This is a genomic window from Actinoplanes sp. HUAS TT8 (assembly GCF_051380535.1).
Classification (GTDB): Bacteria; Actinomycetota; Actinomycetes; order Mycobacteriales; family Micromonosporaceae; genus Actinoplanes.
Genome location: NZ_CP195646.1, coordinates 9,155,027 through 9,169,402, shown reverse-complemented (window position 1 = coordinate 9,169,402; position 14,376 = coordinate 9,155,027). Strand labels below are relative to the sequence as shown.

General features: G+C 70.4%; 12 protein-coding genes. 5 read left to right on the top strand and 7 right to left on the bottom strand.

Annotated features, from left to right (window positions below; all coding sequences use genetic code 11):
- Positions 1-261: 261 nt before the first annotated feature.
- Positions 262-1,374, top strand: a complete 1,113-nt coding sequence (locus ACSHV8_RS40775; protein ID WP_436524959.1) for a hypothetical protein — start codon at positions 262-264, stop codon at positions 1,372-1,374.
- A 59-nt stretch (positions 1,375-1,433) separates the two neighbouring features.
- Here ACSHV8_RS40775 and ACSHV8_RS40770 read toward each other — a convergent pair whose 3' ends face one another.
- Genes ACSHV8_RS40770 through ACSHV8_RS40760 form a run of 3 tightly spaced genes read right to left on the bottom strand, consistent with a single transcriptional unit; the run spans position 1,434 to position 6,096 of the window.
- On the bottom strand, positions 1,434-2,630 hold the full coding sequence (locus ACSHV8_RS40770; RefSeq protein ID WP_436524957.1) for a hypothetical protein: 1,197 nt from the start codon (positions 2,628-2,630) through the stop codon (positions 1,434-1,436).
- Between the two features lie 35 nt (positions 2,631-2,665).
- Positions 2,666-4,333 carry a GTPase family protein gene (locus ACSHV8_RS40765; protein ID WP_436524955.1) on the bottom strand — a complete coding sequence of 556 codons (1,668 nt, stop codon included), beginning with the start codon at positions 4,331-4,333 and terminating at the stop codon, positions 2,666-2,668.
- Positions 4,330-6,096: an ABC transporter gene (locus ACSHV8_RS40760; protein ID WP_436537144.1), complete on the bottom strand. Its 1,767-nt coding sequence runs from the start codon at positions 6,094-6,096 to the stop codon at positions 4,330-4,332. The genes ACSHV8_RS40765 and ACSHV8_RS40760 overlap by 4 nt, the downstream gene beginning before the upstream one ends.
- Positions 6,097-6,472: 376 nt before the next feature.
- On the opposite strand from ACSHV8_RS40760, the gene dnaK reads away from it, so the two are divergent.
- The 4 genes from dnaK to ACSHV8_RS40740 all read left to right on the top strand — a co-directional run bounded on the left by dnaK (position 6,473) and on the right by ACSHV8_RS40740 (position 10,668).
- A complete protein-coding gene (gene dnaK / locus ACSHV8_RS40755) occupies positions 6,473-8,326 on the top strand; it encodes a molecular chaperone DnaK (RefSeq protein ID WP_436524953.1) in 1,854 nt (617 codons plus the stop codon).
- Positions 8,323-8,925, top strand: coding sequence for a nucleotide exchange factor GrpE (gene grpE, locus ACSHV8_RS40750; RefSeq protein WP_436524951.1), 603 nt, complete (start codon positions 8,323-8,325; stop codon positions 8,923-8,925). The genes dnaK and grpE overlap by 4 nt, the downstream gene beginning before the upstream one ends.
- 73 nt (positions 8,926-8,998) lie before the next feature.
- Complete coding sequence (gene dnaJ / locus ACSHV8_RS40745; protein ID WP_436524949.1) at positions 8,999-10,204, top strand: molecular chaperone DnaJ; 1,206 nt, start codon at positions 8,999-9,001, stop codon at positions 10,202-10,204.
- 20 nt (positions 10,205-10,224) lie between these two features.
- Positions 10,225-10,668, top strand: a complete 444-nt coding sequence (locus tag ACSHV8_RS40740) for a heat shock protein transcriptional repressor HspR (protein WP_436524947.1) — start codon at positions 10,225-10,227, stop codon at positions 10,666-10,668.
- A 55-nt stretch (positions 10,669-10,723) separates the two neighbouring features.
- On the opposite strand, the gene ACSHV8_RS40735 is transcribed toward ACSHV8_RS40740, so the two are convergent.
- From ACSHV8_RS40735 to ACSHV8_RS40720, 4 genes are all read right to left on the bottom strand, one after another.
- Positions 10,724-11,170 carry a hypothetical protein gene (locus ACSHV8_RS40735; RefSeq protein WP_436524945.1) on the bottom strand — a complete coding sequence of 149 codons (447 nt, stop codon included), beginning with the start codon at positions 11,168-11,170 and terminating at the stop codon, positions 10,724-10,726.
- Between the two features lie 200 nt (positions 11,171-11,370).
- Positions 11,371-12,579, bottom strand: a complete 1,209-nt coding sequence (locus ACSHV8_RS40730; RefSeq protein ID WP_436524943.1) for a cation:proton antiporter — start codon at positions 12,577-12,579, stop codon at positions 11,371-11,373.
- Between the two features lie 5 nt (positions 12,580-12,584).
- Positions 12,585-13,082, bottom strand: coding sequence for a cation:proton antiporter regulatory subunit (locus ACSHV8_RS40725; RefSeq protein ID WP_436524941.1), 498 nt, complete (start codon positions 13,080-13,082; stop codon positions 12,585-12,587).
- A gap of 43 nt (positions 13,083-13,125) precedes the next feature.
- The gene (locus ACSHV8_RS40720) at positions 13,126-14,328 is read right to left on the bottom strand and encodes a sugar efflux transporter (RefSeq protein ID WP_436524939.1); all 1,203 of its coding nucleotides are present in this window, start codon (positions 14,326-14,328) and stop codon (positions 13,126-13,128) included.
- Positions 14,329-14,376: the final 48 nt, after the last annotated feature.

Here is a 14,376-nt window from a genome sequence, read left to right as displayed (position 1 = left end):
CCCGCTGGTCGGAGGAGGCGACGGCGGCGGTGCCGTCGTCTTCATCCTGACAGAGGTAACGACTGCCGCGCGGACCCGTGGATCACGATTAGAGATTTTCTGTTGACGCATCGTTAAGGGTATTTGTCCTGATTAGTAGATTTTGTCCGCTCGCTCTCGTGCGAATACCCCGAGCCCGCCGCTGCCGAACGGCCCATGGGTCGTTCACCCCTTTGACCGAGACGGATCTAGGTTGATCTTTGGTTCGAAAGGGACACCCGCGTGCCGCACCTGCCTGACGACGACGGCTACGAGCCGCCCCTGAAGGTGCTCCGGAAGCGGTTCAACGGCGTCTACCGGGAGGACCACGGTCTCTCCGGTCCGACCAGGCGATACATCCTTCTGGTGGCCATGCTCGTCGCGCTCGCCTCGGTGCCGACGCTCGCCGTGATCACCGCCGGGACCAGCGAGATCGCCGGAGACGATCGCGGTCGCGCGATGGACGCGCCGTTCCTGCCGCCCCCGGTGAGCGGTCCGGTGCGGCCTTCACCCCAAACCAAGGGGCATTCGGCGTACGACTATCCGGCCCGCCCGCCGTCCGTTTCCGATCAGCCATCGACGGTGCCGCCGAGCGTGTTGCCGCCGCCGGCCGACGTCGCCGACCCGATTCCCACGGTTCCCGACCTCCCGTCCGTCCCGGACGAGGATCCGCCGACCACGCCGGTCCACCGGAAGTCCCCTGTGGACGACCGGCCGAAGCCCGCTGGTGAGGGCCGCCCTCCGGCGCGCGTGAAGCCGTTCCCGACCGTGCCCGGATTGCCGGCCGTTCCGGACGACGACTGGGAGTTACCGCTGGCCCGCCGCGCGCCGGCCGGCTACGACGACTCCTCATGGGACAAAACGGATTCTTCAGATAATGCCGATTCCGGTGACGATCCGGACGCCCGGGGCGACGAGACGCCCACGGACTCACCGGACCGGCACGACGACAGCGGTGCGTCCGATGAGGACGACGCCGATCACGACGGCTCCGAGGACCCGGACGCCGGCGACGCCCCGCATCACAAGTGCGCGGCCGCAACCCGTTCCAGCATCTCCGACCGGCCCCGAACCGGTCCGACTCCAGCCGGAGGTCAGCAGGTGACCGAACGCCCGCACAACGTCAACGCCGCCCGGATAGTCGAGTACAGCTACCCCGCCGGCCGTAACGTCCGCCGCTCGATGGCCCAGCCCAGCACCGAGGAGGGCCGGATCACCAACCGCCCCTACCGCGGCCATCACCGCGCCGAGCACACCCAGCACGACGAGGAGACCCCGGCCCGCCAGCGCAGTTCGCGGGTCGGCCGCCACCACCTCGATCACTCCGGCGGCGACCACCACGCCAATCACCGCTGAAAAAACCATCAAGACCGATCAGACGTACGGCCGTCTGACCGCGATCGCCTCGCCCGAACTCAGTCGAGGCGGTCGCGGTTGGCCTGCAGCCAGGCGTCGATCGCCTCGGTGTCGTTGGGGTCGACGCCCTCGGAGATCAGCTGGGCCACCGCCGCGGTCGCCGGGCTGCGCCGCTCACCGGTCGAGTAGAGCCGGACGAACTCCGGCACCAGCTTCTCCACCTCGGCCTCGGTCTCGGCGATGGCGGCCGCCGGCAGCCCGCGCCGCCACGTCGCGTAGGCCGACCAGGCCCGCACGACCCGGGGCAGCATCGCCGCGTCGTCGATGTCCAGCACGGCCCGGCGATGCACCCAGTCCAGCAGGAACAGGCCGGCGACGGCCGGGCTCCAGCGCAGCGGATCCTCGCCGGGCAGCGTGGCCGCGTGATCGAAGAGCAGCTCCAGGCAGAACTGCAGGGACGGCTGATCGGTGTCCGGCCCGGCCAGCCCGGCCCGCGCCGCCTCGGGCGAGGCCAGGAAGTCCCGCAGCAGCTCGGCCGCGGGCGGGCCACTGGGCTCGTCCAGCGGCGGTGTGGTGGCCGCAGGCAGCAGCGCCAGCCGGGCTGCGGCCAGCGCGCGGTCGGTGGCCAGCGAGCCGTCGGCCGGCAGGTCGCTCAGGTCGTCGGTGATCCGCAGGTGCCGGTCGACCTCGTCGCGCAGCAGGCCCGGATCCTCGTCGCGGAACCAGGTCAGCTCGTCGGCCTCGCACACCGTCCGCACCTGGGTGAGGAACTGCTCGCCCGAGGCGGCCACGAACATGTCCTTGACGATGCCGATGTTGTGGTCGACCAGGACCACCACGGCGTGGTCGGGACCGCCGACGACCTCGTCGTAGGCGAACGTCACCAGGTAGGAGGTCTGGTCGCCGTACACATCGCCGTAGGCATGGAAACCGGTCGGCCGGACGCGCCCCAGCTGGCCGGACCACGACGGACCTCGCGTGTCGTGCCCGACCTGGTCGGCGCCGACGGCATCCGGGACCAGAGTGGCGAACACCTCGCGGATCGTCGCGGCCGACGGCTCCGGGCTCTTGCTGGTGGTGGTCAGGAATTCCCCGACGAAGTCGCGGACCGCGGACCCGCGATCGCCCGGGGCGACCGAGTAGACGCTGCCCAGCAGCGCCGTCCCCATCATCTCGGCGTCGAGCGCGCAGTCCAGCTTGATGACGTCGCGGGCCGCGTGCAGCACCGCCTCGTACACGCTCTCGGGTGCCGGCATGCCGCGAGCCTACCGCTCGCGGCATGCTCTTCGAACTACTCCGAACGCACCACGCCGAGCGCCTCGCGGGCCTGCGCGTACGCATTCAGCACCTCACGCACCGGTGCCACCACGTATCCACGGCCCACGTCGGTCACCGCGGCCCGCAACTTCTGCTCGGCCCGGCGTCGCGCCCGCCGCCCGCCGGCCTCGACCAGCGGCTTCAGCAGCAGCCAGAGCAGCAGCCCGGCACCGAGACCGCCGAGCAGCAGCAGGGTCGCCAGCGGCACCGAGCCCACCTCGGGGTCGCCGATCTTCGGCAGGCCGAGCGCGCTCATCGCGTAGCCCAGCACCAGCCAGAGCAGGCCGGCCACGGCCGCGGCGAGCAGGATCCACTGCAACCCGCCGACCAGCCGCCACCAGGCCGGCTTGCGGTCGGCGCCCAGATCGGTGGTGGCGATCGCCCGGTCCAGCGCGTCCGGCAGATCACCGGTCCTCGACCGGGCGGCGGCGTTCAACGCCGGTGCCCACACCTCGGGCAGTGGCGCCGCAGCCCGGGCGGCGACCGCGCGGACGGACAGGCCGACCGCCGACTTCTGGGCGGCGTCGGCCTCGGGCAGCGAGGTCCGCGGCACGACGTCGGTCGACACCCCGTCGGTCTCGACCTTGTCGCCGAGGTGCAGCTTGCGCAGCGGGTCGGGCCGCAGCCGGCGCAGCCCCCGGACCAGCGGCCAGCCGGTGGACGCGGCGGCGTGCTGCCGGTAGGCCGCGGCGGCGGCATCGGCCACCGCGGGCACCCCGGCCGAGGAGGCCAGGGCGTCGGTCAGCTGCCGGACGGTCGCCCGGTCGACCTCGTCCTCGGCGGCCGGTGGGCCCATCATCGCGGCCAGTTCCTCACCGACCACGTCGACGTCGGCGGCCAGCCGGCGCAGCGCGGCCTGCCGCCCGGCGACGGTCGACTCCAGCGCGTCCCGCAGGTCGCCGAGCATGCCGGGTTGCTTGGCCGAGGAGGCCAGCACCGGCGCCTCGGTCAGCCCGTCCTCCTCCAGCAGCCGCCGCAGGTCGGCCAGCACCGCCTCGGTGTCGGTCGCGCTCAGCCGGTCGGCCTGGTTGAGCACCACGATGGTCACGCCGGCGTGCGTGTTGAACTGGGAGAGGTAGGCGCGGTGCAGGATCCGGTCGCCGTACTTCTGCGGGTCGACCACCCAGACGATCTGGTCGACCAGCCCGAGCAGCCGATCCACCTCCAGCTGGTGGGCCTGCTCGACCGAGTCGAAGTCGGGCAGGTCGAGCAGGACCAGGCCGCGCAGCGAGGCCTCGTCGTCGCCGTCCAGCGCGCTCTCCCGCACGAACCGCTGCCGGGGCAGCACGCCGACCCAGTCCAGCAGCCGGTTGGCCGGCTCCAGCGGACCCCAGACGACCGCGTGCGCGGTGCCGGTGGTCGGCCGCCGCACGCCGACCGGCGACAGTTTGAACCGGGCCAGCGCGTTGAACAGGCTCGACTTGCCGCTGCCGGTGCTGCCGGCCAGCGCCACCACGGTGTGGTCCAGCGACAGCGTCAGCCGCCCGCTGGCCCGTTCCACGAGGGTGTGCGCCGTGACCAGCTCGCCGTCCGGCAGGTACGGATCGACGAGCCGGAGGAACCGGGAGAGTCCCTCCAGCCGCCGCGTCAGGTCCTCGGCGTCCACCCGATCGGTGTCACGCACCTTTTCCACCTGACTCATGACCCCGATCCGGTCAACGCGATGTCCTTCCTGGCGCTCTCCACCTCAGCGGCGGCCCGGCGCAACAGTGTGCCGGGTTCGCCGTCCAGGCGCACGGCCGCGGTGCGTTCCGCGTACCGCGCTGCCTCGGCGTCGAGCAGTTCGTCGAAGCGGCCGACCAGTTCGGTACGGGCGCGCGCCGCGAGTGTACGGATGGCCTGGTCCCCGAAGACCGCCTCAAGCACCTTCTGCGCGGCGACGGTGGTGCCGGCGCCGACCGCCACCTCGAGGCCGGTCGGGATGAACGCGGTCGAGGTGAACACCGCGATCATCACGGCCAGGCCGGCGCCGTTCACCGCGTAGGCCGCGCCCCGGGCGACCGAGCGCTTGTCGCCGGCCTCGCGCCGGACCAGGTCGAGCACCCACTTCTGCCAGTCGCGGACCATCCGGTCGGTCCGCTCGGAGAGCGCGGGTGACGGGCTCCTCAGCTCGGGGATCAGCAGCGCCTCGCCGGCCGGGTGCTGCTGCCACGAGATGAAGGCCTGCTCGGCGGCGTCGGTCGCCACCCCGCGCAGCAGGGTGACGAGCTGGGACTCCAGCGCGGTCTGCAGGTTGCGGCTGGGCTCGGGCCGGCCGGTGACGGCCGCGACGAACTTGTCGCGGATCGCGCCGACCCGGGACTCCAGGGTGCGGACGAACTCGCCGGTCCCGACGAATTCCTGCCAGCGGGCCAGCACCTCCCCGCGGAGCAGCCGACCGTCCTGCAGCCCGTCCCGAACGGTCTGTTTGGCCGCCCGGTACGCCGCCTCGACCCGCTCGTCCAGCGCCGTGGCCGCGCGGGACTGGTCCTCGGCCGCCTCGGCCAGGCCGTCGATCGCCGGGACGAGCGCGGCCAGCGCGCCGTTGAGCGTCTGCCGGGCCACCGCGTCCCGGGCCGCCGGATCGGCCGAGAGCTGGGCGAACCACTGCTGCATGGGCTGGATCGCCGGAGCCGGGAGCATGCCCCGGGTGTCCAGCTCGGTCTCCGGCAGCACGAACAGCGGTGCCGAGCCGAGATCGTGCTCGGTCAGCATCTCGCCCAGGTGCGCGGAGATCTCGGCGGCCGCGTCCAGCGGCACCCGGTCCAGCACCAGGGCGATCACCGTGCCGCGCAGGCGGGCGGTCTTGAGCAGCTCCCAGGGCACGGCGTCGGCGTAGCGCGCGGCCGTGGTGACGAACAACCACAGGTCGGCCGCGGCCAGCAGCTGGGCGGCGAGCTTGCGGTTGTGGTCGACCACCGAGTCGACGTCCGGCGCGTCCAGCAGGGCGACGCCGGGGCCGATGCCGCGGGCGCCGATCACCTGCAACGAGTTCGGATCGTCGCTGGTCTTGACGGTGCGGACCAGCCCGGGCAGCAGATGCGGCTGCTCGAACCAGCCCAGGTTCTCCGGGTGCGCGACCAGGACCGGTGAGCGGGTGGTCGGGCGCAACACGCCGGCCGTCGTCACCGCCTCCTGGATCAGGCTGTTGACCAGCGTGGACTTGCCGGCGCCGGTGGAGCCGCCGACCACCACGAGCAGCGGCGCGTCGAGCCGGGCCAGGCGGGGGAGCAGATAGTCGTCGAGTTGGGCGAGCAGGGCAGAGCCGACGCGGCGAGCCTCCTCGGCGGAGGGCAGCACCAACGGGTACGAAACCCGGCCGAGTGCGGTGTGCAATCGGTTGAGTGCCGCCACGAGCCTGCCCACGGCGGGTGGGGGTGCGACCGGTGCGGTGATGCCGTTCTCCTTGTTCGACGGACGGGTCAGGCCGGACCCCGTACGATCAACAATGTCTGCTCGCGCCGGGCCGGCGCCTGCGACAGCCGTGCTGACCTGGAATTTCTTGTCTGTTTCGGCGGGGTCGGCGGATAAGGCCTGTCGCCCGCCCGCCTCTCCGTGCGTCGTCACGGATAAAGCGTGCACGATCTATCCAGGGCGAGCAACGGGTACCGGTATGCCGTGACCGGACAGGTATAGAGGTGTTTTCGCTTGGTGCGGGCGTTCAGCGCTCGACTTGCGTGACTCCGGCTCAACTTCGATTTGACGGTGTGCAGACCCGTGGCATCATTGAGTCGGCTCCACTCAACCCTGTACGAAGCTCTGCCTGTTCGGAGCTCAGCCCAGTTTCGAAGCGAGGAACACCATGGCACGTGCGGTCGGCATCGACCTCGGCACCACGAACTCCTGCGTCAGCGTTCTGGAAGGAGGCGAGCCCACCGTCATCGCCAACGCGGAGGGCTCCCGGACGACGCCGTCGATCGTGGCCTTCGCCCGCAATGGCGAGGTGCTCGTCGGCGAGGTCGCCAAGCGTCAGGCGGTGACCAACCCGGACCGGACCATTCGTTCGGTCAAGCGGGAGGTCGGCACGAACTGGTCGATCGACATCGACGGTAAGAAGTACACCCCGCAGGAGATCTCCGCGCGGGTGCTGATGAAGCTCAAGCGCGACGCCGAGGCGTACCTGGGTGAGCAGATCGCGGATGCGGTCATCACCGTCCCGGCGTACTTCAACGACGCGCAGCGCCAGGCCACGAAGGAGGCCGGCGAGATCGCCGGTCTGAACGTCCTGCGGATCGTGAACGAGCCGACCGCGGCCGCTCTCGCCTACGGCCTGGACAAGGGCTCCAAGGAGCAGACCGTCCTCGTCTTCGACCTGGGCGGCGGCACGTTCGACGTCTCCCTGCTGGAGCTGGGCGACGGGGTCATCGAGGTCAAGTCGACCTCCGGTGACAACCACCTCGGTGGTGACGACTGGGACCAGCGGATCATCGACCACCTGGTCAAGACGTTCCGCGGCGAGCACGGCATCGACCTGTCCCAGGACAAGATGGCCCTGCAGCGTCTGCGTGAGGCCGCCGAGAAGGCCAAGATCGAGCTTTCCGCGGCGACCACCACCAGCATCAACCTGCCCTACATCACCGCCGGGGCGAACGGTCCGCTGCACCTGGACACCTCGCTGTCCCGGGCCGAGTTCCAGCGCATGACGCAGGACCTGCTCGACCGTTGCAAGGGCCCGTTCGAGTCCGCGATCAAGGACGCCGACGTCAAGCTCTCCGACATCGACCACGTCATCCTGGTCGGCGGCTCGACGCGTATGCCGGCCGTGACCGAGCTGGTCCAGAGCCTGATCGGCCGCGAGCCGAACAAGGGCGTCAACCCGGACGAGGTCGTCGCCGTCGGCGCCGCGCTGCAGGCCGGTGTGCTCAAGGGCGAGGTCAAGGACGTCCTGCTGCTCGATGTCACCCCGCTCTCGCTGGGCATCGAGACCAAGGGCGGCATCATGCACAAGCTGGTGGAGCGCAACACCACCATCCCGGCGCACCGCTCCGAGGTCTACACCACGGCTGACGACAACCAGCCCTCCGTGCTGATCCAGGTGTACCAGGGTGAGCGCGAGATGGCGGCGTACAACAAGAAGCTCGGCACCTTCGAGCTCAGCGGTATCGCGCCGGCCCCGCGTGGCGTCCCGCAGATCGAGGTCTCCTTCGACATCGACGCGAACGGCATCGTGCACGTGTCCGCCAAGGACCTGGGCACGGGCAAGGAGCAGAAGATGACGATCACCGGTGGCTCCGCGCTGCCGAAGGAAGACATCGAGCGCATGATGCGCGACGCCGAGTCGCACGCCGACGACGACAAGAAGCGGCGTGAGGACGCGGAGTCCCGCAACCTGGCCGAGCAGCTCCAGTGGCAGACCGAGAAGTTCCTGGCCGAGAGCGGCGACAAGCTGCCCGAGGAGAGCAAGAACAAGATCGGCGAGGCGCTCGGCGAGCTGCGTGGCGCGCTCGGCGGCACCGACATCGAGAAGATCAAGGAGGCCCACGAGCGGCTGTCCTCGGTCTCTCAGGAGGCCGGCTCGCTGCTCTACTCGCAGGGTGAGGCTCCGCAGGCCGGCCCGGCCGGCGCGGGTGCTCCCGGTGGCGCCACCGGCGCCGGTCCGGCCGCGGGCGGCGACGACGTCGTGGACGCCGAGATCGTGGAGGACGACAAGAAGTGAGCGCCAAGGACGACGAGAACGACGGTCCGGCGGCCGAGCGGGAAGTCATCCAGGGCGAGATCGACCCGACGACCGAAGAGACCCCCAAGAAGAAGCGCGGCGCACACCGCGCACCTGACGAGGAGGAACCTGCTCCGGTGGTCGAGGAGGCCAAGCCCGCTCTCGGCGCTGAGTTGTCAGCACTGCGTGGCGAGCTCGACGAGCGGACCCATGACCTGCAGCGGGTGACGGCGGAGTACGCCAACTACCGCAAGCGGGTCGACCGTGACCGGGGCGCGGCCGCCGAGCAGACGACCGGTGCGGTGCTCACCGCGCTGCTGCCGGTGCTCGACGACATCGACCGGGCTCGCGAGCACGGTGACCTGGTCGGGCCGTTCGCCTCGGTGGCGGAACAGCTCACCGCGGTGACCGGCAAGCTCGGCCTGGTCGCGTTCGGGGAGAAGGGCGACCCGTTCGACCCCAACCGTCATGAGGCGGTCGCGCACCAGACGTCGGCCGACGTCACGGAGGCGACCTGCGTCGAGGTGATGCGCCGTGGCTACACGCTGGGCGAGCGGCTGCTCCGCCCGGCGATGGTCGCCGTCGCCGATCCGGAGTGAGTTTCCGTTTCGGTCCCGCCCGCCGGTTCGCCGGCGGGCGGGACCTCACCCGTAAGTTGAGGAGGGAGGCCGAGTGAGCTCGAAGGACTGGCTCGAGAAGGACTTCTACGCCGTTCTCGGCGTGGGCAAGTCCGCCTCAACCGACGAGATCAAGAAGGCGTACCGGAAGCTCGCCCGCGACCTGCACCCCGACCGCAACCCGGACAACAAGGAGGCGGAAGAGAAGTTCAAGGCCGCCTCCGAGGCGTACGACGTGCTCGCCGACGACAAGAAGCGCAAAGAGTACGACGAGATGCGCTCCCTGTTCGGCTCCGGCGCGTTCCGCCGCGGTGCGGGCCGGCCCGGTGCCGGTGGTGCCCAGTTCGACCCGTCCGACCTGTTCGGCGGGTTCAGCGGGGCGGGCGCGGGCGGTGGTGGCGCCGATCGCCGGTTCGGTGGCACCGGCTTCTCCGACATCTTCAGCTCGATCTTCTCCGGTGGCGGCAACGCCCCCGGTGGTCCGGCCGGGCGGCGCGGCCCGCAGCGCGGCCGGGACGTGGAGACCGAGGTGACGCTGGACTTCGCGCAGGCCGTGCGGGGCACCACGCTCCCGCTGACCCTGCGCACCCCGGGGGCCTGCGACACCTGTCACGGCAGCGGGGCCAAGCCCGGCACCACGCCACGCTCGTGTCCGAAGTGCCAGGGCACCGGCCTGATCTCCAGCAACCAGGGTTCGTTCAGCTTCTCCGAGCCGTGCCGGGACTGCCAGGGTTCGGGCAGCATCGTGGACGAGAAGTGCCCGGAGTGCCGGGGCAGCGGTGGCGTCACCAAGAGCCGGACGATCAATGTCCGGTTCCCGGCCGGCGTCGCCGACGGTCAGCGGATCCGGCTGTCCGGCCGCGGCGAGCCGGGCGATCGGGGTGGTCCCGCCGGTGACCTGTACGTGCAGGTCAAGGTGCGTCCCGACGACCTGTTCGGGCGCAGCGGGGACGACCTCACGCTCACCGTCCCGATCACCGTGGCCGAGGCCGTCCTCGGTACCGACCTGCGGGTGCCCACCCTGGACAACCCGGTCACGCTGCGGGTCCCGGCGGGAACGCCGAGCGGCCGCAAGCTGCGCGCCCGGGGCAAGGGCGTGGCCCGTAAGGAGGGGCAGTCGGGCGACCTGATCGTCACCGTCGAGGTGCAGATCCCGTCCGGCGTCAGCGGCGAGGCCCGCGACGCGCTGGAGAGCTTTGCCAAACTCACCCCGCCGGCCGGGCGGGAACGGCTCGAGGCGCGGCTGCGCAAGACCGGCTAGGGACTTTCCGGAGGTGGCACATGTATGAAGAGATCAGCATCTCGGTGGAACAGGCCTCCGACGCGAAGGTCCTGATCATCTCGGTGGCCGCCCGGCTCGCCGGGATGCACCCGCAGACGCTCCGGCAGTACGACCGGCTCGGCCTGGTGCAGCCGGGCCGTGCCGGTGGTGGTGGCCGTCGATACAGCGAGCGGGACGTCGCCCTGCTCCGCGAGGTGCAGAAGCTCAGCCAGGAGGAGGGCGTCAACCTGGCCGGCATCAAACGGATCATCGGGCTGGAGCAACTCGTCGGCGACCTGCAGCACCGGATCGCCGAGCTGGAGGATCAGGTCGAGGCCGCCTACGCGCGGGTCGCTCAGCTGGAGTCGATGAATCCGTACGCGAGCAGGGGTGATCTTGTTCGTCAGGAGACGCACTCGACCGCTCTCGTGGTGTGGCGCCCGCGCCGCTCCCCGGACAAGTGAACGGGGGTTCTCCGAAGCCGGAGAACCCCCGTTACTGCTTGTAGTGACCGACTGATTACCGTCGGTTGAAGAGGCCGAGCCGGCGCGGGTTGCGCACCAGGCCGCCCTCCATCCAGTCGTGGTGGTCGAACAACTCGGGCCGGGTCATCAGGACCCGGCAGTTGTGCGCCCAGATCTGCATCGGCTCGTCGCCGACCTGCTCGGCACGCTCCATGAACTTCTTGAGCCGCCGTTTGCGCTGGCTGGAAGCGTTCTGTCGAACGCCGTCGGCCGCGTAGATGTACATACAGTGCTGCGCGAACCGGCGGGCCGGGCACTGCCGGTCCATGGCCAGTTCGAACAGGGTTGGGCCGAGCACGTCGCCGGAGATCAGGAGATCCCAGTCCTTCGGCATCGCGCTCAGTGGCACCGCCTCGGGGTGGTACGCCCATGCCTCCAGCTCGGCCGGCCGGGGATCGACCGGGTTACCGAACCCGAAGAAAGTCGCCTCTCGCACAGTCAACGCCGCCGCCTAAATTCACCCGTTCGTACCGCGACGGGAATCACACCATCCGTCGCACGTGTCGAACGTCCCAATACAGAGAGTCGTCGCGGCGCAACGGTAGCGCGATCAACGAGTGAACGGAAGTGTCAAGAGTTCACATTCAGATACTGGACAGTAACTTTTGGCTCGGTTCAAAGTTGCCGTGAAAGTAAGGTAGATCACTCGGCGCTGGGCAGCGGTTTTGCTGTGGAGCGTTGTGCTGCCATGCGGCGGCGGACCAGATTCTTGAACCACGTGTAGTCCGCGAGACGGGCGAGCATGGGCCCGGAGATGACGGTGATCAAGACGTACGCGGTGGCCAGCGGCGCGAGTCGCGGCTCCACCCCGGACCCGACCGCGAGCCCGGCGATGACCACCGAGAACTCGCCGCGTGGGGTGAGCGCGAGCCCGGCTCGTAACCGTCCCGGCAGGGCGATGCCGGCCCGCCGCGCGGCCAGGTACCCGGTTGCGATCTTGGTCAGCATGGTCAGCACGGCCAGGCCCAGCGCCGGGAGCAGCACCGGCGGCATGTCCGCGGGGTCGGTGGAGAGCCCGAAGAAGACGAAGAACACGGCCGCGAACAGGTCCCGCAGCGGCGAGAGCATCTCGGTGGCGTGGTGCGCGACCGGCCCGGAGAGCGCGATCCCGACCAGGAACGCGCCGACCGCCTCGGAGACCTTCAGCTCGGCGGCCACCCCGGCCACGAACAGGGTCAGCCCGAGGACGCTGAGCAGCAGCGCCTCTGGGTCCTTGACCGACATGAACCGGCTGATCGGGCCGCTGTACCGGATCGCCACCACCAGCACGGCGATCACCGTGACGACCGCGACGCCGAGCGTGCTCAGACCCCCGATCAGTCCCACCCCGGCCAGCACGGCGGTGGCGATCGGCAGGTAGAAGGCCATCGCCAGGTCCTCGATGACCAGCACCGACAGAATCACCGGGGTCTCCCGGTTACCGAGCCGGCCCAGGTCACCCAGCACCTTGGCGATCACCCCGGACGACGAGACCCAGGTGATCCCGGCCAGCACCAGCGCGGCCTTCACGTCCCAGCCCAGCAGCAGCGCGAACAGGGCGCCGGGCACGGCGTTCAGCAGCATGTCGAAGACACCGGCGGGCGCGGCCGAGCGCAGGTTGCCGACCAGTTCGTCGGCCGAGTACTCCAACCCGAGCATGACCAGGAGCAGGATCACCCCGATCTGTGCGCCGATCCCGATGAACTCCTCGCTGGCCGAGAGCGGGATCAGGCCACCCTGCCCGAACGCCAGCCCGGCCAGCAGGTAGAGCGGAATCGGCGAGAGACCGAACCGGCGCCCGGCCCGGCCGAGCATGCCGAGGCCGAACAGGAGCGCACCGATCTCGATCAACAGGACGGTGGTGTGGTGCACGTGCGTCAGCCGGCGGTGTCGCCGGCCAGGATGGCGGTGACACCGTCCAGGCCCTCGCGCGTGCCGACGGCGACTACCACATCGTTCGCCTCGAACTGGAAGGACGGCCCGGGGGAGGGGATCACCTCGCGGTCGCGCAGCACGGCCACGATCGACGCGCTGGTGCGGGTGCGGGCGCGGGTGTCGCCGAGATGGCGGCCGACGAACGGCGAACCGGCCGGCAGCGCGATCTGCTCGGTGAGCAGCCCGGCCGCCTGCTGACGCAGCCCGGCCAGCTGACCCAGCATCAGCGACGCGCCGAGCACGTCGGCCAGCGCCTCCGCCTCGTCGTCGGTCAGCGGGATCGAGGCCAGACAGGCATCCGGGTCGTCGACGTCGTAGAGCACCAGGTCACGACGGCCGTTGCGGTGCGAGACCACACCGACGGTCCGCCCTGAGGACGTCACCAGATCGTGTCGGACGCCGATTCCCGGCAGCGGAGTCTGTTCCACCCGTACGCGCACGATCACCACGTTAGCCCGCGGACAGTGACTTTCGTCGCAACCGTCAGACGTTCCCCGTCTTGATCTCCGGGATCGGCTCGGTCGCCGCCCGGGCCGGCGGCCTGGCCACCAGCAGCAGGAGAAGACCAAGAACGGCAAGGCCGAGATTCATGACGTACGCGAGGCGGTAGTCGAACTGTTGCGCCAAGCCGAAGAGCGGCGCCGCCAGGATCTGCCCGAGCGGGAACGTGTTGGTGAACATCGTGGTCGCCCGACCCGGATGCGAGGGCATCAGATCCTGCACGTACGAGATGCCCAGCCCCGAGTTGGTGGCGATGAACACCGCGTTCAGCACCTGCGCGCCGGCCAGCATCCACACCGAGTGCGACATCGCGGCCAGCGCTTGATACGCCACCCCGGCCACCGCGCCGAACAGGATCAACCGGCGCAGCGGCACGCGCGTGCTCAACGCGCCGAAGCCGAGCATCAACGGGATCTCGAGCGCCGCGCACAACCCCAGGACCAGGCCGGAGTCGCCGACCGTGCCGTGCAGGTTCTTGGTGACGTACAACGACATGGCCTGCACGCCGAGGACCATCGTGGTGGTGATCAGCACGAAGCCGCCGATGATCGGGTAGACCGCGCGTGGCGGGCGGAAGTCGTCGCGGTGGCCCGGTGACGTGGGCGCGGGTGCCTCCAACTCGGGCAGCCAGCGCGTGGTGATCAGGGCCGCGATCAGGTAAAGCACGGCGGCGGTGCCGTAGACGTACCGGAAATCGGTCTTGTCGAGAAGGATCGCGGCCAGCGGCGGGCCGCCGACCCAGGCGATCGAGAACACGGTGCGCAGGGCGCTGATCCCCATCGCCGCCCGGCCCGGATCGTCGCTGGTCAGCACCTGCCGCGCGTACGCGAAAGATTGTGGGTAGAGCGAACCGGCGATCGCCGTCGCGGTCACGGTCAGGGCCAGCAGAATCCAGTAGTTGCGGACCACCGAGGTGAGCCCGGTGCCCGCGCAACCGGCCAGAGCGGCGGCGATGAGCAGCGTGCGGCGCATCGGGCGGCGGTCCGAGATGCGGGCGAGCACCTGGGACATCGCGACGCCGGAGAGAGAGGCGACGATCAGGAACGCGGAGACCTGTACGGGACTGGCGTGCACCGCGGTGCTGAGGAACAGCCCCAGGAACGGGCCGACCACCGCGGTCGCGATCCCGGAGGCGAGAAAGATGAAGCCGAGCGGGAGCAGCCGCCGCGACAGGAGGCGCGTCACTCCCTCCACGTTACGGCGCTTTGCTTGGAGAGCGCTCTCGTGGTGGCG

What these genes read in the sequence shown, in the direction of transcription:
- ACSHV8_RS40770 (WP_436524957.1), bottom strand. Translation starts at nt 2,630, where the DNA reads ATGCCGGCACCCGAGAGCGTGTACGAGGCGGTGCTGCACGCGGCCCGC.
- ACSHV8_RS40765 (WP_436524955.1), bottom strand. Translation starts at nt 4,333, where the DNA reads ATGAGTCAGGTGGAAAAGGTGCGTGACACCGATCGGGTGGACGCCGAG.
- dnaK (WP_436524953.1), top strand. Translation starts at nt 6,473, where the DNA reads ATGGCACGTGCGGTCGGCATCGACCTCGGCACCACGAACTCCTGCGTC.
- ACSHV8_RS40740 (WP_436524947.1), top strand. Translation starts at nt 10,225, where the DNA reads ATGTATGAAGAGATCAGCATCTCGGTGGAACAGGCCTCCGACGCGAAG.